At 74.5% G+C, this 19,950-nt stretch carries 20 protein-coding genes; 12 read left to right on the forward strand and 8 right to left on the reverse strand.

The features are described 5' to 3' along the window. Positions 1–5: 5 nt before the first annotated feature. The gene (locus ACQEU6_RS36505) at positions 6–644 is read left to right on the forward strand and encodes a TetR/AcrR family transcriptional regulator (protein WP_499338156.1); all 639 of its coding nucleotides are present in this window, start codon (positions 6–8) and stop codon (positions 642–644) included. A gap of 27 nt (positions 645–671) precedes the next feature. Here ACQEU6_RS36505 and ACQEU6_RS36510 read toward each other — a convergent pair whose 3' ends face one another. The 4 genes from ACQEU6_RS36510 to ACQEU6_RS36525 are packed head-to-tail and all read right to left on the reverse strand — an operon-like array spanning position 672 to position 4,578. After that, a complete protein-coding gene (locus tag ACQEU6_RS36510; protein ID WP_499338158.1) occupies positions 672–1,577 on the reverse strand; it encodes an ROK family protein in 906 nt (301 codons plus the stop codon). Further along, the gene (locus ACQEU6_RS36515; protein WP_499338159.1) at positions 1,574–2,389 is read right to left on the reverse strand and encodes a carbohydrate ABC transporter permease; all 816 of its coding nucleotides are present in this window, start codon (positions 2,387–2,389) and stop codon (positions 1,574–1,576) included. The genes ACQEU6_RS36510 and ACQEU6_RS36515 overlap by 4 nt, the downstream gene beginning before the upstream one ends. Then, entirely contained in the window at positions 2,386–3,330 is a 945-nt protein-coding gene (locus tag ACQEU6_RS36520; protein WP_499338161.1) for a carbohydrate ABC transporter permease, read from the reverse strand. The genes ACQEU6_RS36515 and ACQEU6_RS36520 overlap by 4 nt, the downstream gene beginning before the upstream one ends. Continuing rightward, positions 3,331–4,578, reverse strand: coding sequence for an extracellular solute-binding protein (locus ACQEU6_RS36525; RefSeq protein ID WP_499338162.1), 1,248 nt, complete (start codon positions 4,576–4,578; stop codon positions 3,331–3,333). 367 nt (positions 4,579–4,945) lie between these two features. Between ACQEU6_RS36525 and ACQEU6_RS36530 the strand changes: the two genes are divergently transcribed. Further along, a complete protein-coding gene (locus ACQEU6_RS36530) occupies positions 4,946–5,959 on the forward strand; it encodes an SRPBCC family protein (RefSeq protein ID WP_499338164.1) in 1,014 nt (337 codons plus the stop codon). Between the two features lie 16 nt (positions 5,960–5,975). Here the strand turns inward: ACQEU6_RS36530 and ACQEU6_RS36535 are convergent, their stop codons facing one another. Next, positions 5,976–6,347, reverse strand: a complete 372-nt coding sequence (locus ACQEU6_RS36535; RefSeq protein ID WP_499338165.1) for a helix-turn-helix transcriptional regulator — start codon at positions 6,345–6,347, stop codon at positions 5,976–5,978. Between the two features lie 143 nt (positions 6,348–6,490). Here ACQEU6_RS36535 and ACQEU6_RS36540 point away from each other — a divergent pair, with 143 nt between their 5' ends. From ACQEU6_RS36540 to ACQEU6_RS36555, 4 genes are all read left to right on the forward strand, one after another. Beyond that, positions 6,491–6,673 (forward strand): hypothetical protein, encoded by a 183-nt coding sequence (locus ACQEU6_RS36540; RefSeq protein ID WP_499338166.1) that lies wholly within the window; start codon positions 6,491–6,493, stop codon positions 6,671–6,673. A 148-nt stretch (positions 6,674–6,821) separates the two neighbouring features. Continuing rightward, complete coding sequence (locus tag ACQEU6_RS36545; protein WP_499338168.1) at positions 6,822–7,259, forward strand: hypothetical protein; 438 nt, start codon at positions 6,822–6,824, stop codon at positions 7,257–7,259. After that, the gene (locus ACQEU6_RS36550) at positions 7,256–8,479 is read left to right on the forward strand and encodes a PucR family transcriptional regulator (RefSeq protein ID WP_499338170.1); all 1,224 of its coding nucleotides are present in this window, start codon (positions 7,256–7,258) and stop codon (positions 8,477–8,479) included. The genes ACQEU6_RS36545 and ACQEU6_RS36550 overlap by 4 nt, the downstream gene beginning before the upstream one ends. 108 nt (positions 8,480–8,587) lie before the next feature. Further along, positions 8,588–10,732: a sensor histidine kinase gene (locus ACQEU6_RS36555; RefSeq protein ID WP_499338172.1), complete on the forward strand. Its 2,145-nt coding sequence runs from the start codon at positions 8,588–8,590 to the stop codon at positions 10,730–10,732. A gap of 170 nt (positions 10,733–10,902) precedes the next feature. Here ACQEU6_RS36555 and ACQEU6_RS36560 read toward each other — a convergent pair whose 3' ends face one another. Further along, positions 10,903–11,508, reverse strand: a complete 606-nt coding sequence (locus ACQEU6_RS36560; RefSeq protein ID WP_499338174.1) for a response regulator transcription factor — start codon at positions 11,506–11,508, stop codon at positions 10,903–10,905. Positions 11,509–11,623: 115 nt separating this feature from the next. Between ACQEU6_RS36560 and ACQEU6_RS36565 the strand changes: the two genes are divergently transcribed. The 3 genes from ACQEU6_RS36565 (at position 11,624) to ACQEU6_RS36575 (ending at position 14,780) form a co-directional block, all read left to right on the forward strand. Beyond that, positions 11,624–12,355: an ABC transporter ATP-binding protein gene (locus ACQEU6_RS36565; protein ID WP_499338176.1), complete on the forward strand. Its 732-nt coding sequence runs from the start codon at positions 11,624–11,626 to the stop codon at positions 12,353–12,355. Then, on the forward strand, positions 12,355–13,596 hold the full coding sequence (locus ACQEU6_RS36570) for an ABC transporter permease (RefSeq protein WP_499338178.1): 1,242 nt from the start codon (positions 12,355–12,357) through the stop codon (positions 13,594–13,596). The genes ACQEU6_RS36565 and ACQEU6_RS36570 overlap by 1 nt, the downstream gene beginning before the upstream one ends. Positions 13,597–14,465: 869 nt before the next feature. Then, on the forward strand, positions 14,466–14,780 hold the full coding sequence (locus tag ACQEU6_RS36575; protein WP_499340476.1) for an FtsX-like permease family protein: 315 nt from the start codon (positions 14,466–14,468) through the stop codon (positions 14,778–14,780). A gap of 6 nt (positions 14,781–14,786) precedes the next feature. Here the strand turns inward: ACQEU6_RS36575 and ACQEU6_RS36580 are convergent, their stop codons facing one another. Both ACQEU6_RS36580 and ACQEU6_RS36585 read right to left on the reverse strand, forming a co-directional pair. Continuing rightward, entirely contained in the window at positions 14,787–15,536 is a 750-nt protein-coding gene (locus tag ACQEU6_RS36580) for an SDR family NAD(P)-dependent oxidoreductase (RefSeq protein ID WP_499338180.1), read from the reverse strand. After that, complete coding sequence (locus ACQEU6_RS36585; protein WP_499338182.1) at positions 15,536–16,231, reverse strand: SDR family NAD(P)-dependent oxidoreductase; 696 nt, start codon at positions 16,229–16,231, stop codon at positions 15,536–15,538. Before ACQEU6_RS36585 ends, ACQEU6_RS36580 begins: the two co-directional genes overlap by 1 nt. Before the next feature lie 176 nt (positions 16,232–16,407). On the opposite strand from ACQEU6_RS36585, the gene ACQEU6_RS36590 reads away from it, so the two are divergent. The 3 genes from ACQEU6_RS36590 to ACQEU6_RS36600 all read left to right on the forward strand — a co-directional run bounded on the left by ACQEU6_RS36590 (position 16,408) and on the right by ACQEU6_RS36600 (position 19,856). After that, positions 16,408–17,451 (forward strand): PucR family transcriptional regulator, encoded by a 1,044-nt coding sequence (locus ACQEU6_RS36590; RefSeq protein ID WP_499338184.1) that lies wholly within the window; start codon positions 16,408–16,410, stop codon positions 17,449–17,451. 489 nt (positions 17,452–17,940) lie between these two features. Beyond that, positions 17,941–18,744, forward strand: a complete 804-nt coding sequence (locus ACQEU6_RS36595) for an SAM-dependent methyltransferase (RefSeq protein WP_499338185.1) — start codon at positions 17,941–17,943, stop codon at positions 18,742–18,744. A gap of 137 nt (positions 18,745–18,881) precedes the next feature. Beyond that, positions 18,882–19,856: a helix-turn-helix domain-containing protein gene (locus tag ACQEU6_RS36600; RefSeq protein WP_499338187.1), complete on the forward strand. Its 975-nt coding sequence runs from the start codon at positions 18,882–18,884 to the stop codon at positions 19,854–19,856. The last annotated feature ends 94 nt before the right edge of the window (positions 19,857–19,950 follow it).

A 19,950-nucleotide genomic window follows, 5' to 3' on the forward strand; every position in this document is an offset into this window, starting at 1 on the left:
TGCGGGTGGCAACGAACACGAATGCGCGCCGGAGTCAGCGGGAACGCACCGAGGCGACCACGGGCGCCCTGGTCGCGGCGGCCCGCGAGCTCTTCGCCGCCGACGGGTTCGCCGCCACCACCCTGGACGCGATCTGCGCCAGGGCCCAGGTGACGCGCGGCGCCTTCTACCACCACTTCAGCAACAAGGAACACGTCTTCCGCGAGCTCTACGCCGCCGAGCAGAAGAGGCTCGCGGCGCTCGTCCGGCAGGCGTTCCAGACCGAGCGGGACCCCTGGGACGGCGTGTTCGCGGGCTGCCGCGCCATGCTGGAGGCGTCGCTGGAACCCGCCGTCCGCCGGATCACCCTGGTGGAGGCGCCGGGGGCGCTCGGCTGGTCCGCCATGCGCGACATCCAGGCGGGATGCAAGGACCAGATGCGGCGCGGGCTGGCCATCGCCGTCGAGGCCGGGTGCATCTCCGAACGGCCGCTGGATCCCGCGACCTCGCTGCTGTACGGCGGGCTCTGCGAAAGCGCCCTGGACGTCGCGCGCGCCGCGGACCAGCGCGCCGCGCTGGACGACACGCTGGCGGAGCTCCGCCTGGTACTCGCCGGCGTCTCCGGCCGCTCGACCGAAGGCTGCGCCCACAAAATGCCCTCCTAGAACTCAAGGGCCCGGGGGATACAACACTCAGCCGTCGGCGAGGGCGCGGTGGGCGAGGATCGTCGCGCCCTTGACGGCCGCCTGGTCGTCCAGCTCCGTGCGGCGCAGGCGGGGCGGGGCGCGGAACTTCAGGCGGGCGGCCAGGCGGGATTCGAGGGGGGACAGCAGCGCGTCCCCGGCGCGGGCGAGGCCGCCGCCCACGACGATGAGGCCCGGGTCCAGCAGGAGGGTCGCCGCGGCGAGGCCGTCGGCCAGGCAGTCGAGGGCCTCCGACCAGACCCGTCCCGCCTTCTCCTCGCCCCGCCCGGCCCGCGCGACCACCTCCTCGGCGGGGACGCCCTCGCCGTGGCGGCGGGAGACCGCGGAGGCCGAGGCGTAGGTCTCCAGGCAGCCCCGGTTCCCGCAGGCGCAGGGCTCGCCGCCGGGACGGACGACGACGTGGCCGATCTCGCCGCTCCAGCCGACCGTCCCGGGGTAGGGCGTGCCGTTCAGGACCAGGGCGGCGGCGATGCCGGTCCCGATGGCCGTGAAGACGAAGTCGCCCGCGCCGCGGCCCGCCCCCAGCACGGCCTCGGCCAGGCCGCCGGTGCGGACGTCGTGGCCGACGGCGACGGGGACGCCCAGGCGCTCGCGCGCCAGGCGCAGGATCGGGACGTCCCGCCATCCGAGGTTGGCGGAGTGGACGGCCGTGCCCGCCGCCTCGTCCACGATGCCGGGCAGCGCGATGCCCGCGGCGCGGGCGGGGGAGCCGAGGGCCGCGGCGCGGGCGGCGAGCTGCGCCGCGAAGTCGAGGATCCCGCCCACCGGGTCGGCCCGGTCGGTGGGCCGCGACTCGCTCGCCAGGACCGCCGAGTCCTCGCCCGCCCGCGCGCCCTCACCGACCAGGGCGGCCTTCATCGTCGTGCCGCCCACGTCCAGGCCGATCAGCGTCACTTGACCGAGCCCGCCGTCAGGCCGCCGATGAGGTAGCGCTCGATGAAGACGAACAGGACGACCACCGGAACGATCGCGATCAGCGAGGTGGCGAACAGGTACTGCCAGTGCGCCTGGTACTGGGTCACGAAGGACGGGATGCCGACCGTGAGGGGACGGCGGTCCGGGGACGCGGTGACCGTCAGCGCCACGATGTACTCGTTCCAGGCCGCGATGAACGTGTAGACGACCGCGGTCACGACGCCCGGCATGGAGATGGGCAGGGTGACGCGGGTGAGGGCGCGGACGCGGCCCGCGCCGTCCAGGAACGCGGCCTCCTCCAGCTCCTTCGGGATGCTGGAGAAGTAGCCGTGCAGGATCCAGATGCAGAACGGCAGGTTGAACGCCGCGTTCACCAGGATGAGCGACAGCAGCGTGTCGGTGAGGTCGAGCGCGACCATCTCCCGGTAGATGCCGATCACCAGCGCCGTCGGCGCGAACATCTGCGTGACCAGGACGAGCAGCAGGAACGCCCCGCGCCCCCGGAAGCGGTTGCGGGCCGTGTAGTACGCGGCGGGCATCGCGCAGGCGAGGGTGACCAGGGTGGCGGCGGCCGCGACGGTGAGGGACACCCGCATGTAGGTCCAGACGGGCGCGGCCGACCAGACGTCCGCGAAGTTCGACCACGTCCAGTGCGCCGGCAGGTAGGTGCCCGGCGACCTGGTCAGCTCCCGTTCGGGCTTGAGCGCGGTGACGAACATCTGCAGGTAGGGCAGCAGGAACGCCAGGGCGACCAGCCAGCCGACGCCCGTGAGGACGATCCGGCGCGTCATCGGACCTCCTCCCGCCAGCGGGCGGCGCGCAGGTACAGCAGCACCATCACGAGGATCAGGGCGAAGTTCACGACCGCCATCGCGCCGGACTCGCCGACGTTCTGGTCGTAGAAGGCGAGTTTGTACATGAAGGTGGTGGTGGTGTCGGTCTTGCTGCCGGGGCCGCCGCCCGTCATCGCCCAGATGATCGGGAACGAGTTGAACACGTTGATCACATTGATGATCGACGCGATGAGGATCGCGGGCCGCAGCAGCGGCAGCGTGATGGCGAGGTAGGTGCGCACGGGCCCGGCGCCGTCGACGCGGGCCGCCTCGTACACCTCGCCGGGGATCGTCTGGAGCCCGGCGAGGATGACGAACGAGGTGAACGGCAGCGAGACGAACACCGCCACCCACATCATCCACAGCATCGCCTGGCCCGGGTGGGCCAGCCAGTTCACCGGCTCGTCGATCACGTGCAGGTCCAGCAGCACGCGGTTGACCAGGCCGGAGTAGTTGTCCAGCATCCACTTCCAGATCAGCGCCGTCATCAGCACCGACGCCGCCCACGGGACGATGACGGCCCAGCGCACGACGCGGCGGCCGGGGAAGCGGGCGTTCAGCAGCTGGCCGAGGGCGAGCGACAGCACCATCGTGATGACGACGACCCCGGCGACCCACAGCAGCGTCCGCAGCACGACCGGGACGAGGTCGTCCTCACCGAACAGGTCGGTGTAGTTGCCGCCGCCCCGGTAGCCGAGCGTGACGCCGGACGAGCTGATCTTCTGCAGCGAGGTGCGGACCATCTCGATGACGGGCCACAGCACCACGATCGCGATGAGCGCGAGGGACGGGGCGAGCCACGGCAGCGGCGCCAGGGCGCGTCCGGTCCGCCGCAGGAGCGAGGGGCGGGGGGCCGCCGAGGCGGCGGCCCCCCGCTCCGCGGTGGTGAGATCCCGCACTCAGCCGGCCTTCTCGGCCGTCTCCTGGATCTTGTCCAGGATCTTCTTCGGGTCCTCGTTCGCGGCGGCGGTGCCGAGGTCCTGCTTGACCGCGCCCGCGACCGCCGACCACGCCGGGTTGGACGTCGGCGCGAACTTCGACGTCGGCAGCGCGTCCACGAACTGCTTCATGTACGGGTCGGCGCTGAGCGCGTCGCCGGCCGACTTCGTCACCGGGAGGAAGCCCTCGGTCTTGAGGAACTTCGAGGTGTTCTCCTTCTGGTAGAAGAAGTCGAGGAACTTCTTGACGGCCTCCTTGTTCTTGCCGCCGTCCTTCTTGAACGCGGCGAGGACGTCCATGACGCCGAGGGTGTTGTGCTCGGTGCCGCTCTTGCTCGGCAGCGGCGCGACGCCGAAGTCCAGTTCCTTGTTCACCGTGTCGATGAATCCGGCCTTGGTGAACGGTCCGCCGATCGCCATGCCGATCTTGCCCTGCGCGAACTGGTTGAACACCGTCTTGCGGTCGGTGGTCTCCGGGTTCGGCTGGGTCAGCCCGGACTTGTTGAGTTCCTTGAGGAAGGCGAGGGTGTCGACGTTGGCCTTCTGGTTGATCGCCCATTTGCCGGACGCGTCGACCCAGCCGCCGCCGTTGTTCATCGCCCAGGAGTAGAACTCGGCCTGCGACTCCTCGGGGCCGAGCGGCAGCCCGTACCCGGTGGCGCCCGCCTTCTTGATCTTCTCCGCGTCGGACCTGACCTCGTCCCAGGTGGCGGGCGGGTCGCTGATGCCGGCCTTCTTGAACAGGGCCTTGTTGTAGAAGAGCAGGCGGGCGCTGGAGATGAACGGCAGGCCGTACTGCGCGCCGTTGTACTGCGCCTGCTGGACGAAGGTCGGCGTGAAGTCGCCGAGCGTGCCCGGCGACAGCACCTCGTCGGCCTTGTAGATGAGGCCGTCGCGGGCGAAGTCGGAGAACGCGTTGTAGTTGAGGACGTCCGGAACCTGCTTGGTCTGGACGTAGGTCTTCACCTTGGCGTCCATCTGGGTCCAGTCGACCATCTCCAGGTTGACCTTGTAGCCCGAGTTCTTCGCCTCGAAGTCCTTGATCAGGGCGTCCCAGTAGGGCTTGGTGTTGTCGTCGTAGATCGCGGCGACGAACTTGATGGTCTTGCCGTCGGAGTCGCCTCCCGACGAGCTGCCCTTGCCGCAGCCGCTGACGCCGAGTGCCACGGTCAGGCCCGCGGCGACGACGCCCATGAGGTGCCGTTTCATCTGTCCCCGCCTTCTCCGGCTTTCGCGCATGAAAGATTCTGCGCGGTGTGAACGCCCCCCGAGCACAAACGCGCGTGGTGGGGATGAAGATAAACACTGGTCCGTACCAGTTCAAGGGGGCCGTAAAGCACGAATCTCAACCGTTATGTCAGGTTTCCGAGACGCTGATCTGGTCCGGTGTCCACGCTGGGCTGGTCTGGTCGCCCGACAGCAGCGTCCGCGCGTTCGCTCCAGGCCCCGCCCGAGACCTCGTCCTGATGCGGCCAGCCGTCCGAGATGTCCCGCATCTTGCCTGCGTCCTGTTTTGCACCTGCTTGACCGGGTAACCCGGCGCCGTACCCGAGTTGGACGATGAGGTGGACAGGACATGAGACTCCGGACGGGCCCGATCGCGGGTGCGGCCGCCGGCGCCGGCGCGGCGCTGGCCGCGCTCTCGGCGCTGCGCCTGGCACGCCGTGCCGCGGCGGGGCTCGTCACCAGGCTCGAACGGCGGCTCGACCGCGCGGTCCGGAGCCTCACCGCTAGGGCGGAGCAGGCCGGCCCGCTGGGAAGGGCCGCCCTGGCCGGAGTGAAGGCGCTGCAGGAGGGCAGGTCCCCCTTCCGCGCGCTGCTGAGCTTCGGCTGGACGGCCCTGAAGGAGACCCTCGTCGGCATCTTCGGGCGGGGACGAAAGGGGAAGCCGACCAACATCGTCGAGCAGATCGACGTGGGCGCGCCGCGCCGGCTGGTCTACGACCAGTGGACGCGGTTCCAGGACTACCCGTCCTTCATGAAGAAGGTCGTCAGCGTCGACCAGGCCGACGAGACCAGGCTGAACTGGAAGGCGAAGATCTTCTGGTCGGCGCGGACCTGGGAATCGACGATCAAGGAGCAGGTCCCCGACGAGCACATCGTGTGGCGCTCGAAGGGCCCCAAGGGCTACGCCCACGGGTCCGTCAGCTTCCACGAGGTGACGCCCGACCTGACCCGCGTCCTGGTCGTCCTGGAGTACCACCCGCAGGGCTTCATGGAGCGGACCGGGAACCTCTGGCGCGCCCAGGGCCGCCGCGCCCGGCTCGAACTGAAGCACTTCCGCCGGTACGTGATGACGAACTCGCTCACCCGCGCGGACGAGATCGAGGGCTGGCGCGGCGAGATCCGCGACAGCGAGGTCGTCCGGACGCACGACGAGGCCACGGAGGAAGAGGAGAAGTCCGGCAAGGGCAACGGCTCCGCGTCCTCCAAGGGCTCCGAGAGCGCCAGGGACTCCAAGGACTCCATGGACTCCGAGGCCAAGGGCTCCCGGAGCAACGGCCGAGGCACCCGGAGCTCCTCCTCTTCCTCCGCCCCCCGCGGGAGCAAGACCGAGGACCGCGAGGAGGAGTACCAGGAGGCCCGCTGACCGGCGGCCGGCCGGATCAGCGGATCAGCCGGGCCAGCTCGACGCGCGAGCGGATCCCGAGGCGGGTGAAGACGTTGCGGAGATGGTGGTCGATGGTCCGCGGGCTGAGCAGCAGGCGCGCAGCGATCTCCCGGTTGGTGGCCCCCTCGGCGGCCATCCGGGCGATGTGCGCCTGCTGCGCGGTGAGCTTGCCGAACCCGCTCGCCGCCCGCGGCGCGGTCTCCCCGGCGGCGCGCAGCTCGGCGCGGGCCCGCGCCGTCCACGGGGCGGCGCCGTAGCGCTCGAAGACGCGCAGCGCGGCGCGCAGGTGCTCGCGGGCGGCGCGGGGCCGCCGCCCGCGCCGCAGCCGGTGCCCGAACAGCAGCTCCGTGCGGGCCAGCTCGAACACGGCGCCGGCGGCCTCGTGCAGGCGGAGGGCCTCGGCGAAGTGCTCGCCGGCCTCGTCGTCGCATCCGGCCAGCAGGGCCCGGCACCGCCGGCCGAGCGCCTCCGGCCCGGGGGCGAGCCGATCCCGTCCACCCAGCGGCGGAAGTGCTCGTAGGCCCCCGCGGCCGGATCGTGCTCGCCGGCGCGGACCAGCGCCTCGACCAGGTGCGGGACGGCGAGGAGCCGCGCCGGCGGGTGCGCGAGCCCGGCGCCGCCCGGAAGGCGGAGCCGCGCGGCCGCGTCGGCGGGCCGGTCCGCGGCGAGGTCGAGGCACGCGGGCGCCCATGACCCGAGGGCGGCCGCGCGGGCGAGGCCGCGCTCGTCGGCGGCGCCGGTGAGCTGCTCCAGCAGCTCGCGCGTCCTGGCCTCGTCGCCGTTGAAGGCGGCGGTGAGGGCCAGGGTGGCGAGCTGCTCCGTGGCGTGCCCGTGCAGGCGGGTGGCCCGGGCGAGGCGCAGGCCGTCGTGGCAGGCGGCGATCGGCGCGGGGGGATGCCCGAGGAGCGCCTCGCAGCGCCCGGCGGCCATCAGCGCGAACGACTCGGCGGGCGCGTCGCCCGACCGCCGGGCCGACGCGACCGCCTCGGCCGCCAGCGCGCGGGTGCGGGAGCCGTCGCCGAGCGCGAGGGCCGAGAGCGCCGCCCGCGCCCGCGCGGTGCCAGAGCCGCCGCGGCCGCTGCCACTCCTGGACGAGGACCGCGGCGAGCAGCGTGTGCGCGTCCTGCCGCTCCTCGCGCGCCGCGTCCGCCCACAGCGAGGACCGGACGAGCCGGTTGCGGACCGTGACCCCGTCGCCCTCGAACCGCAGCAGCCCCGACGCGCGGGCCGCGTCGAGGTCGCCGCCGCCGATGCCGTCCGCCCGCGCGGCCCGCGATGAACGTCGCCCAGGTGGACGCCGACCGCACGATCATGCGCACGGCCGTGCTGCGGCTCGCGGACCGGCTGCCCGACCTCGCCGACCGGCTCACCGCCGAGATCCTTTCCGGTGACCGCGGCGACCGCGACGACGCCTTCCGCCACGACGTGTGGGAGATGTGCCACACCGGGCTCGGGCACGGCTTCAAGACGATCCTGGACCCCGGCCGCGGCCGCGCGGACCTGGACTGGGCGCGGCGGCTCGGGCAGCGGCGCGCGCACCAGGGGCAGCCGCTCGACCAGCTGCTGCGCTCCTACCGGCTCGCCGGGCGGGTGTTCTGGGAGGCCGTCGTCGAGGTCGTCGGCCGGCACGACCCGGAGAACGTCGCGGCGCTGATCCGCCAGGCGACCCGCACCTGGGACACGATCGACCAGCAGTCCGGCGCGGCGGCCGCCGCCTACCACCGCACCGAGCTGGACCTCGCGCGGCGCAGCGAGGAGCGCGTCCAGGCGATCGTGGACGCGCTCCTGGACGGGCAGGACGCCGACGGCGGGCTGCTGGCGACCGCCACGTCCGTCCTCGGGCTGCCCGCGACCGGCCGCTACGCCGTGGTGATGCTCGGCGCGGAGGGCGGCTTCGGGGACGGCGTGAACCCGCGGCCCGGCGACACCGGCGGGATGCGGTTCATCTGGCGGCTGCGCACCGACGCCCAGGTGGCGCTGGTCGCGCTCGGCGCCGCGGAGCTCGACGACCTGGTCGACGCCGTCCGCCCCTACGCCCGGTCGCACGCCGGCGTGAGCCCGGTCGTCGGCAACCTCGCCGAGCTGGGCGGCGCCCGCTGGTTCGCCGAGCTGGCGCTGCGGACGTGTCGCGGCCCCGGCAACCAGATCGCCCGCCTGGACCGCAGGCTCCCCGACGCCCTCGTGCTGTCCCAGCCGCGCCTCGCCGGACGCCTCGGGGAGGTCGCGCTCGGCGGGCTCGGCGACGTCGACCCCGGGTTCCGCGACGCCCTGCTGACGACGCTGGAGACCTGGCTGGAGTGCGACGGCTCCGCGGCCCGCGCGGCCGACCGGCTGTTCTGCCACCGCAACACCGTCCTCAACCGGCTCCGCAGGATCGAGCTGCTCACCGGGCGGACCCTCGCCCGGCCCGGCGACCTGGTCGAGCTCGTCCTCGCGCTGAGCGCGCTGCGGCTGCACGGCCCCGGGGACGGCGAGGTCATCCCGCGACGGCCGCCCTGACCAGCCGGCCGCTCGCGGCGGCTCGTACCCTGGCATCCGCCGCCCCGGCCCCGGCTCGGGGCGCGGGCGGCGGGAACGGCGGCCTTCGGGCCGGGGAGCGGGGGACGGGTGGCAGGGGCGGTACTGGGGCCGCGGTCGGCACGGGTGGTCGTCGGGGTGGTGTTCGCCTCGTTCGCCGGCGTGCACGTGTTGGCCGCGCCCTCACGGACGGAAGGCGCCGCGAGGGCGGCCGCGGCGACCGCCCTCGTGGCGGTGGTCCTGCTGGCCCAGCTCGTCCAGGTCGTGCCGCACTGGCGGCGACGGCTCGGCGGCTGGAGCCTGCCGGCGCAGGCGGCGGCCGCGTACACGGGCGTGTTCGCGTTCGGGACGTCGGCGGGGATCCTCGGCTTCGTCGTCGGGTCGCTGCTGCTCGCGGGCGCCTGGCCGGCCGCCGCCGCGGTCGTGGCGAGCGCGGCGCTCGCGGACGCCCTGCGCGGCGGCGCGAGCGCCGACGTCACGATCACCTGCCTGCTGACCGGGCTCGTGGTCTACGGGCTGGTGCGGCTGGCGGACCGGGCGGACGACGTCGCGGCGGCCCGGCTGCCCCTCACCGTGGCGGCCGTGGAGCGCGAGCGCCTGCGGATCGCGGCGGAGCTGGACGGCGGCCTCGGCGACGGCCTGCGGGCGATCTCGGCGGGCAGCCGCCGCGCCCTCGACCGGCCGGAGGGCGTCGCGGACGTGCTCGCGGTGGCCAGGGAGTCGCTGAACAGGGCGCGCACCGCGGCGGCCGACCTGCGGAGCATGTCGCTCGCCCCCGAGATGGCGGCGGCGCGGGCGCTGCTGGAGGCGGCGGACGTCCGGGCCGAGGTGCGCGAGGGGCACCGGGAGCCGCTCGGCCCGGCCGGGGCGCTGCTGGCGACGGTGCTGCGCGAGGCGGTCACGGACGTCGTCCGCGCCGGTTCCGCGCGGACCTGCCTGATCGCGACGTCGGAGCGGGGCGGCCTGGTCGGGCTGCGGGTGGTCAACGACGGCGTCCGGACGGCCGAGCAGGGCGCGGACGGGCTGGAGGCGGCGGCGGGACGGGTGCGCGCGGCGGGCGGGACCTTCTCGGCCGGCCTGGACGGGGACGGCCGGTTCGCGGTGGAGGCCGCCGTCGCGGCGGGGGAGCGCACGGTGAGCCTGCCCGACCGGGCGGCGTACCGGCTCTCGCTCGCGCTGCTGGCGGCGGTCCTGGCAGGGTTCTCCGTCAAGGGGCTGCTGCTGGTCCCGTGGGGGCCGCTGTGGCCGGCCGCCGCCGCGGGGCTGGCGCTGATCTCGGCGGTGCAGCTGTTCTGGGCCGGGCGCGGACGGCCCCGGTGGTGGCCGCCGGCCCTGGCGGTGATCTGCTTCGCCCTCCTCGCCGTCTTCGGGAAGGCGTGGCTGGGCCTCGCCGGGTTCCTCGCCGGGACGTTCCTGGTCGGGCTCCCGGCCTGGGCCGCCGTCCCGCTCGTGGCGGCGTGCATGGCGGCGACCGGCGTCGCCGCGCGGACGCTCGGGCTCGGCACGGCGGCCGTCGCCAACTACGTGATCAGCACGCTGGTGACGGGGCTGGTGGTCTACGGGCTCGTCCGGCTGGCGCGGCTGGTGCGGGACCTGCGGGCGGCCGGCGACGAGCTGGCGCGGGCGGCGACCGTCCAGGAGCGGCTGCGGGCCGCCCGGGACCTGCACGACCTGCTCGGGCACAGCCTGGCCGCGATCCTGCTCAAGTGCGAGCTGGCCCGCCGGCTCGCCGAGGCCGACCCGGAGCGTTCCCGCGCGGAGCTCACCGAGGTCGTCGCCATGGCCGAGCAGGCGCGCGGGGACCTGCGCACGGCGACCGGCGGGGACACCGAGCTCGCGCTGGACGGGGAGGCGGCGTCGGCGCGGTCGGTGCTCGCGGCCGCCGGGGTCGAGGTCGAGACCGCCCTCGGGCACCCGGACCTGGACGGGAGCGTGTCGGCGGTGCTCGGCACGGTCCTGCGCGAGGCGGTGACCAACGTGCTCCGCCACAGCGCCGCCACCCGCTGCACGATCGCGACCGGGCGGGACGGCGGCGCCGTCTGGCTGGTCGTGGAGAACGACGGGCTCGACCCGGCGGCTCCCCGGACCGCCCCCGGCGCCGGCATCGGGAACCTGTCCACGCGGCTCGCCTCAGCAGGGGGAACCCTCAGCGCGCGCGCCGACGGCAAGGGTTGCTTCCGCCTGGAGGCGAGAGTCGGTCTCGAAGTGGCCTCGGCCACGCGCGCGAACGCGTGACCTGGCCGGTGGAGCGAGGCCGGAGGCGAGCGCAACCGGGCAGATCGCGAAGCGATGCCGCGTTCGCCCAGGCCCGGTCACGTAGCGAGCCGCCAGGCGAGCGAAGTGGGCCGGGACTTGGAAACACAGCCGCCAGGCGAGCGAAGTGGGCCGGGCCTGTGAAACACAGACTAGAGCCAGCCCGCCTCGCGTGCGATGCGCGCGGCGTCGGTGCGGTTGCGGGCGTCGAGCTTGGTGACGGCGGCCGTCAGGTAGTTGCGGACCGTCCCGGCGGACAGGTGCAGGCGCCCGGCGATCTCCGGGGCGTCCGCGCCCTCCGCCGCGAGCCGCAGCACGTCGGTCTCGCGCGGGGTGAGCGGGTTGTCGGCGAGGTCCCAGGCGGTGAGCGCGAGGTTCGGGTCGAGGACGCGCTCGCCGGCGGCGACCCTGCGGATGCCGGCGGCCAGCTCCTCCGGCGGCGCGGTCTTCAGCAGGAACCCGCGGACGCCCGCCGTCAGGGCGCGGCGCAGGTGGCCGGGCCTGCCGTGCCCGGTGAGCACGAGCGTCGCGACGTCCGGGACGGCCTCGCGCAGCGCCGCCGCGGCCGCGAGGCCGTCCAGGCCCGGCATGTCGATGTCCAGCACGGCGACGTCGGGACGGGCCGCGCGGGCCGCGGGCAGCACCGCGTCGCCGCGCTCGACCTCGGCGACCACGGTGAGGTCGGGTTCGAGCGCGAGCAGCGCGGCGAGGGCGCCGCGCACCACGTGGTGGTCGTCGGCGAGAAGGACCTTGATCACGGCTTATGTCTACCAGCCGCCGGGACGGCGTCACGCCCGCACCCATGACGAGGTCACGGGTGACCGGTGATCCCTTCTCTGGCGGCCGGAACCGCTGGTCACAAGACTGGTCTGCATGAACGACGCAGTGCGCATGGACGCGGTGAGCAAGGTCTACGGGCGGGGCAGGGGAGCGGTGGCGGCCCTGCGGGAGGTGACGGCGGCCCTGCCGCGGGGCCGCCTCACGGCGGTGATGGGGCCGTCCGGCTCCGGGAAGAGCACGTTCCTGCACTGCGCCGCCGGTCTCGACACGCCCTCGTCCGGCACGGTCCGGCTCGGGGACACCGAACTGTCCTCCATGAACGAGACGAAGCTGACCGAACTGCGCAGGCGGCGCGTCGGCTTCGTCTTCCAGGCGTTCAACCTGGTGCCGTCGCTGACGGTGGAGCAGAACATCACCCTTCCGCTGCGCCTCGCGCGCACGCGCCCCGACAAGGAGTGGCTCACCGAGGTCGTCGCCCGCGTCGGGCTGGCGGACCGGACCGGGCACCGGCCGGGACAGCTGTCCGGCGGGCAGCAGCAGCGGGTCGCGATCGCGCGGGCCCTGGCGACGCGCCCGGACGTGGTGTTCGGGGACGAGCCCACGGGCGCGCTCGACACGATGACGGCGCGGGAGGTGCTGACGCTGCTGCGCGAGACCGTGGACGGCATGGGCCAGACGGTCGTGATGGTCACGCACGACCCCGTCGCCGCCTCCTACGCCGACACGGTCCTCTTCCTGGCGGACGGACGGATCGTCGACTCGATGGACGCCCCGTCCAGCGACAAGGTCGCCGCCCGCATGACCCGGCTGGGAGCGTGGAACTGATGCTCGGAATCGTGCTCGGCACGCTGCGCCATCGCAAGGCGGGCTTCGCGGGGGCGTTCGCCGCGCTGCTGTGCGCGGCGGCCCTGGTCTGCGCGTGCGGTGTCCTCCTGGACACCGGCCTGCGCGGCTCCGTCGCCCCCGAGCGGTACGCGGGGGCGCCGGTCGTCGTCACCGGCGACCAGGCCGTCCACAAGGTGATCGTCAAGAAGAAGGGCAAGCGCAAGCACAAGGCCAAGCCGCTCGCCGAACGCGTGTGGCTGCCCGCCTCCGTCGCCGCGAGGGTCCGGGCGGCGGACGGCGTCCGGGGCGTCGTCACGGAGGTGACGTTCCCCGCCGAGATCGGCGCCGCCGAGGAGGGCCGCCCGTCCTGGGGCCACGGGTGGGAGTCCGCCGCGCTGACCCCGTTCACCCTCCGCGAGGGCCGCGCCCCGGCCGCGGACGACGAGATCGTGGTCGACGCCGCCACGGCGCGGGCCCGGCGCCTGCACCCGGGCTCGGTGGTGCGGGTCGAGTCCGCCGTCCCCGGCGCCTACCGCGTCGTCGGCGTGACCCGGCAGGCGCTCGCGCACCAGACCGCCGTCTTCTTCTCGACGGCGCAGGCGGCCCGCCTGTCCGGCCGCGACGGCATGGTCACCGCCGTCGGCGCACACGGCCCTGCCGGGGCCGTCGCGAAGGCCGTGCGCGGCACCGGCGCGACCGTCCACACCGGCGGCGACCGGGGCCGGGCGGAGTTCCTCGGCGCGGAGAACGCGCGCGTCAAGCTGATCTCCCTGGGCGGCGCCCTCGGCGGGACGGCCCTGCTCGTCGCCGTGCTCGTGGTGTCCGGGACGTTCGCGCTGTCGGTGCGGCAGCGGGAGCGCGAGATCGCGCTGCTGCGGGCGGTCGCCGCGACGCCGCGGCAGGTCCGCCGGATGATCGGCGGCGAGGCGCTGCTGGTCGGGCTGGTCGCCGGACCGCTCGGCGCGGCGGCCGGCCTGCCGCTGGCGTTCTGGCTGCGGGACGAGTTCCGCGGCCTCGGCGCCCTCCGCCGAACCTGGACCTCGTCGTCGGCCCCTTCCCGCCGCTCGCCGCCGCGCTGGCCGCCGTCCTCGCGGCCGTGGCCGCCGCCCGGATCACCGCCCGCGGGACGGCCCGGATCCGTCCCGTCGAGGCCCTCGGCGACGCGGCGACGGGCCGCGCCCGGCTCGGCGCCGTCCGGATCGCGGCCGGAGTCGCCGTCGCGGCCGGGGCCGTCGCCCTGACGGTGCTGCTGGCGCACCTCGACACGGAGGCGGCGTCCAGCCCGGTGACGATGCTGACCGCGATCGTCTGGACCGCGGCCGTCGCGCTCCTCGGCCCCGTCGTCGCCCGTGCCGCGATCGCCGTGCTCGCCGTCCCGCTCCGGGTCCTGCCCGGCGGCGGGCACCTGGCGGCGGCCAACCTCGCCGCCGGGGCGCGGCGCCTGGCGTCCGTCCTCACCCCGCTGACCCTGATGATCGGACTGACCGCGACGATCCTGTTCATGCAGACGACGATCGGGCACGCCGCGACGCGGCAGGCGCGCGAGGGCACGCTCGCCGCGCACGTCGCGGGTCCCAAGGTCCCGCACGGCGCCGCCGAGCGGATCCGCCGGACGCCCGGCGTGACCGCCGTGACCGAGGTCCTGCACGGCACCGTCCGGGTCGGCCTGGAGAACTACGGCGTCCAGGGCGTCACGCCGCAGGGCCTCGACCGCACCATGGACCTCGGCGTGCGGGCCGGGTCGCTCGACCGGCTGGACGCCTCCGGCATCGCCGTCAGCGCCACCGCCGCCCGGCGCCTCGGCGTCCGGCCCGGGGACCGGCTGCCGCTCACCCTCGGCGACGGCGCGCCGTTCGCGCCCACCGTGATCGCGGTCTACGAGCGCGGCCTCGGCTTCGGCGACCTCACCGTCGACCGCGACCTGCTGGCCGCCCACGTCGACGACCCCCGCGGCACGCTGCTGATCGCGGGCGTCCCCCCGCGCGGTGTCCCGGTCGCCTCCCCGGGCGCGTTCGCCGGGGCCGGCGCGTCCGCGAACGCCGAGGTCGCCTACGTCGCCATGGGGCTGATCATCGCCTTCACCGCGATCGCCGTGGTGAACACCCTCGCGATGGCCACCGCCGGCCGGTCCCGCGAGTTCGCCCTGCTGCGCCTCGTCGGGACGACCCGCCGCCAGGTGATGGCGATGCTCGGGTGGGAGACGCTGGCCGTCGCCGTGATCGCCGCCGTCCTCGGCACCGCGATCGCCCTCGCCGCGCTCACCGCGTTCGGCGCGGGCATGACCGGCGGCCCCCCGCACGTCCCGCCCCTCGGCCACCTGGGGGTGCTCGCCTGGGGCCTGCTGCTCGCCGCGGCCGCGACCTTCCCGGCCGCGCGCCTCGCCATGGCCCGCCGCCCCGCCGAGGCCGTGGGCGCCCGCGAGTGACGCCGGTCAGGCGCGGGAGCGGGTGGTCCCGCCGTTGACGTGGAGGATCTGGCCGACGAGCGTCGGGAGGCGCTCGTCGGCCAGGAACGCGACCGCCGCCGCGACCTCCTCGGGGGTCGCGATCCGGCCGAGGGGCACCCGCGCGGCGTACCGGGCGCGGATCTCGTCGGCGCGCACCCCCGCGGCCGCCGCGTCCACCTCCAGCCGCGGCGTGTCGATCGCGCTCGGCGCGACGGCGTTCACCGCGATCCCGAGCGGGGCCAGTTCGCGGCCGAGCGACTTGGCGAGCGCGACGACGCCCGCCTTGGACGCCGAGTAGGCGCTCGCGTGCGGCCACCCGATCACGCCCCACTCGGACGCGGTGAACACCATCCGGCCGCCGCCGCGCTCGACCATGCCCGGCATGACGGCCTGCGCGCACGCGAACGTCCCGCCGAGGTCCGCGTCGACCGTCCGCCACCAGCCGTCGCCGTTGTCCAGCCCGGTGAACGGGGCCATCGCCATCTGGGCGGCGCAGGTGACCAGGAGCCCGATCTGCCCGCCCGTCCGGCGCTCCACCTCCGCCACCATCGCGGCCACCGCCGCGGGGTCGGCGACGTCCGCCGGCGCGGCGACCCCGTTCAGCTCGGCGGCGAGCGGGGTCACGTCCCGGCCGGGACGGTCGTTCAGGGCGACCACCCGCCCGTCGGCCGCGAGCCGGCGCGCCACGGCCGCGCCGAGCCCGCCGGCCGCCCCGGTGATCAGCGCGATGGTCATCAGATCACCGTCCCGCCGTTGGGGGACAGGACCTCGCCGGCGCAGAACGTGCCGTCCTCGGCGAGGTAGGCGGCGGCGAGCGCGACCTCCTCCGGCGACGTCAGCCGCCCGGCCGGCAGGCTCTGCAGGAAGGACGGCCGGCGCCACGGCGAGTCGGGCGGGAGCATCGGCGTGTTCGTCGGGCCGGGCGCCACCGCGTTCACCCGCACCCCGGACGGCGCCAGCTCCGCCGCCAGCGACCGCACGAACCCGATCATCGCGCCGTTGGCGGCCGCGTAGTGCGCCTCGGCGTTCCCGCCGCCGATCGCCAGGTCGGAGGCGACCGCCACCACGGCGCCCCGGCCGCGCTCGGCCATTCCGGGCGCGACGGCGGAGCACACGTTGACCACGCCGCCCAGGTGCACCCGCAGCATCCGCCGCCAGTCGGGCCAGGCGATGTCCGACACCGGGACGATCGCGTAGTGCCCCGCCGCGCACAGCGCCGCCTCGACCGGGCCGAGCTCCCGCTCGATCCGCCGGATCGCGGCGCACACCTGCGCGCGCTCCGCCACGTCCACGCCCACCGAGTGGTCGGCGTCCGGGGCCGGGCGCAGGTCCAGCCCCACCGTCCGCCAGCCGCGCCCCGCCAGCTCGCGCACCAGCGCGCCGCCGATGCCGCCGGCCGCCCCGGTGACGAGCGCGACCCGCCCCCGCATCCGATCACCTCGCAACAGTCGCAGGGCTCCAGGCAAACCCGGCATAACCGCTGGTGACAAGCGTCATGGGGATTTCTTGGCCGAACCCACCACGGCGCGCCCGGCCTTTCGTGCACTTGCCCAAAACACGGTCACGGGCGCGGGACGGCGCCCGGCCGGGGTGAGAAGGTGAGGCTGTGACCAGCGATCCCGCGCTGCCGCACCTCACCGTCCGGCAGCTCCTCGAGGTGCCGCGCTTCCGGCTGCGCCTGGTCGCCGGGCAGGACGGCCTCGACCGCCCGGTCCGCTGGGCGCACTCCACCGAGCTGCTCGACCCCGGCCCCTACCTGCGCGGGCACGAGGTCGTGCTGACGGTCGGCGCGTCGCTGCGCGACCCGGGCGCGTGCGCCGCGTTCGCCGACTCGGCCAGGGCCGGCCGCGCGAGCGCGATCGGCTACGGCGTCGGCGACGTCACCGACGCCGTCCCCGAGGAACTGCGCGAGGCCTGCGACCGCGTCGGCCTCCCGCTGCTGGAGGTGCCGCAGGAGGTCCCGTTCCTCGGGTTCACCGAGTGGTTCGCCGAGCGGCTCGCGTCCGTCGGCGACGAGCGGCACGAGCGGGAGGAGACCGGACGGCTGCTGCGCATGGTGCGCGACGGCCTCGCGTCCGCCGAGGCGCTGCGCCCGCGGATCGACGACGCCGGGCTCGACCCCGCGTCCCTGCTGGTGATCGCGATGGACGGCGCGGCCGAGGAGGAGCTGCCCGGCGTCCTCGGCGTCGACGACCACACGGCGCTGCTCGTCACCAACGACGCCCACGCCTGGACCGAGCCCGCCGGCGTCGGCAGCCCCGGCCCGCTGGAGCACCTGCCGCTGTCGCTCGCCGAGAGCCTCACCGCGCTGGAGACCGCGCGCCGCACCGGCGGGGTCGTGCACGCCGCCGACCTCGCCACCTTCCAGGCCCTCCTCGACCGTCTCGAACAGCACCAGCTGGCCCCGTTCGCCGAGCAGATCGCCCGGCCGCTGAGCGACTACGACGCCGCGCACGGCACCCGCCTCACCGAGACGCTCCGCACCTTCCTGGACATGGGCGGCGCCGTCGGCGCGACGTCGCGGGCCCTGTTCCTGCACCCGAACACCCTGCGCCACCGGCTGTCCCGGATCGAGTCGCTGACCGGCCGCGACCCGATGCGGTTCGACGACCGGGTGGCGCTGGCGATCGCCGTCTGGGCGGGCCGCTGAGCCACCCTCCGGTCCGGTCGCGCGACGGACGGGGCCGATGTCCGAAAGCCGTGTTCAAGAAACGCGCCATCCCGGGTGACGCCCGCCGTCGCGGTACCAAAGTCGCCTGAAATGGAGGAATGTGATCGGGTTTGGGGTCGTGGTCATGAGGGCCGCCCTATTCGGTAAAATTTTGCAAAAGAAGCGCGGCGAATTCACCGAGGCCCGTCGGATCGCCCTGGCGTCCCGGACAGCGATCCATGGCCGTACAGTGAGTGATCATTCGGGTCTTCCGAACATCCTCCGGTCGGCGGCGTGTTCCGTGTCCCCTTCGTCACGGCAGGCGCACGCGCCACGCCGTTTCTTGGCGTTTTGTCCACTCTGTGTATTCGTTATCGTCCCGAATTGGTAGGCGGACAGGCCCGAATTCCACTTTTCCGGCCGCCTTCGAGGCGCGGGGTCTAGGTTTGCCGCGAGAGGTGCCCGTACCTGCTGTAAGGAGCGTCAGTCATGACGGATGCCACCCGGGGCCCGGGAAAGGGATCGGACACCAAGATCAACACTGAGGTGCCGCAGTCGGCGCGGATCTGGAACTACTGGCTCGGGGGGACCGACAACTACGAGACCGACCGCGTCGCCGGCGACCACTACGTCGGCCTCTACCCGGGCATCGTGAACATCGCCCGCGCGGGCCGCTACTTCATGGACCGGGCGATCCGGTTCCTGGCCCGCGAGCGCGGGATCCGCCAGTTCATGGACTGCGGGACCGGCCTGCCCACCGTCGACAACACCCACGAGATGGCCCGCCGCGCCGCCTCCGACGCCAAGGTCGTCTACGTCGACAACGACCCGCTCGTCCTCGCGCACGCCCGCGCCCTGATGAACGAGGGCCGCACCGCCTACATCGACTGCGACCTGCACGACCCGAAGACGATCATGGATCGGGCCTCGGAGCTGCTGGACCTGTCCCAGCCCGTCGGGCTGATGATCATCGGTGTGCTCGGCCACATCGTCGAACCGGGCGAGGCGTACGGCGTCGTCCGCGGGCTGATGGACCCGCTGCCCTCCGGCAGCTACCTCATCCTGCACGACTCCACCGACGAGAACGAGAGGTTCAACGCGGCGCAGCGCGCCTACGACGAGACCGGCGCGATCCCGTTCCGGCTGCGCACCCCCGAGTTCATCCGGGGCTACTTCGACGGCCTGGAGATCGAGGAGCCGGGCCTGGTCACGAGCGGGGCGTGGCGCCCCGAAGTGGGGCCGATCGAGGGCGAGGAGCTGCCGACCCGGTGCGCGGTGGCCCGTAAACTCTGACGCGCCGTGCCGGGAACCGCCTCCGGGGTCCGGGCCGCGTGGCCGGGACGGTAGGTAACAATCGGTCTTATCTCCGACGCTTAGCGTGAACTATAGTCGGAGCGGTCGTCCATGCCGTCCATCGATGGGAGTCCCCCTTGGCCTCCGTCACGATCACCGGCAGCAGGAAGCCGACGCCGGCCCGAGGCGCACCGGCCGGCACGGCCCGCGCGCAGGGCGACCCGCTCGTCCCGCGCATGCTGCTCGCCAAGCGGCTCCGCGAGCTGCGGGAGGCGGCCGGGCTGTCCCGGCCCAACGCGGGACTGGCGATCGGCGCGTCCGAGTCGAAGATCGCCAGGCTGGAGCTGGGCCGCACCGGCGCCAAGGCCCGCGACGTCGGCGGCCTGCTCGACCGGTACGGCGCCGACCCCGGCGAGCGCGCGACCCTGCTCGCCCTCGCCGAGCAGACCGGCGCGCGGCCCTGGTGGCACGCCGACGGCGACATCGTGCCGCACTGGGCCCGCGACTACCTCAGCGCCGAGCAGGCGGCCAAGCTGGTCCGCACGTTCGAGGCCCAGTTCGTCCCCGGCCTGCTGCAGACCGAGGACTACACCCGCGAGCTGGTCCGCCGCCTGCGCCCCGAGACCGCGTCCGAGACCGCGTCCGAGACCGCGTCCGAGACCGCGTCCGAGACCGCGTCCGAGACCGAGGTCGAGCGGCGGGTGGAGTTCCGGATGCTGCGGCAGCGCGTCCTGCGCCGCCGGCCGCGCCCGCTCAACCTCTGGGTCGTCCTGGACGAGGGGGCGCTCTGGCGTCCCGTCTGCGCGCCCGCGACGATGCGCGTGCAGATCCGGCACATCGTCGAGCAGTGCCGGCGCCCGAACGTCACCATCCAGATCGCGCCCCTCGGCATCTCCGGCCAGGTGGCGGGCGACGGGGCGCTCACCCTCGTCCGCTTCCCGCAGCAGGGCCTGCAGGACATGGTCTATCTGGAGCGTCCCGACAATGCCGTGTACCCGACGCGGCGCGCCGAGATCGAACACCACTGGCACATTTTCAACACGCTGGTCACCGAGGCCGCGCCGCCCGAGCAGACACCGCACAGGCTCGCGCGAATCCTCGCCACCTACTGAGCCGTCCGCCTCCGTTCCGCCCATCCCCGGCCCCCCGTCCGGCGGGGGGCCGCGATCATTCGCGGGCGAATGCGCGATGACCGCAGGTGATCGT

The organism is Spirillospora sp. CA-108201 (assembly GCF_050936235.1).
Classification (GTDB): domain Bacteria; phylum Actinomycetota; class Actinomycetes; order Streptosporangiales; family Streptosporangiaceae; genus Spirillospora.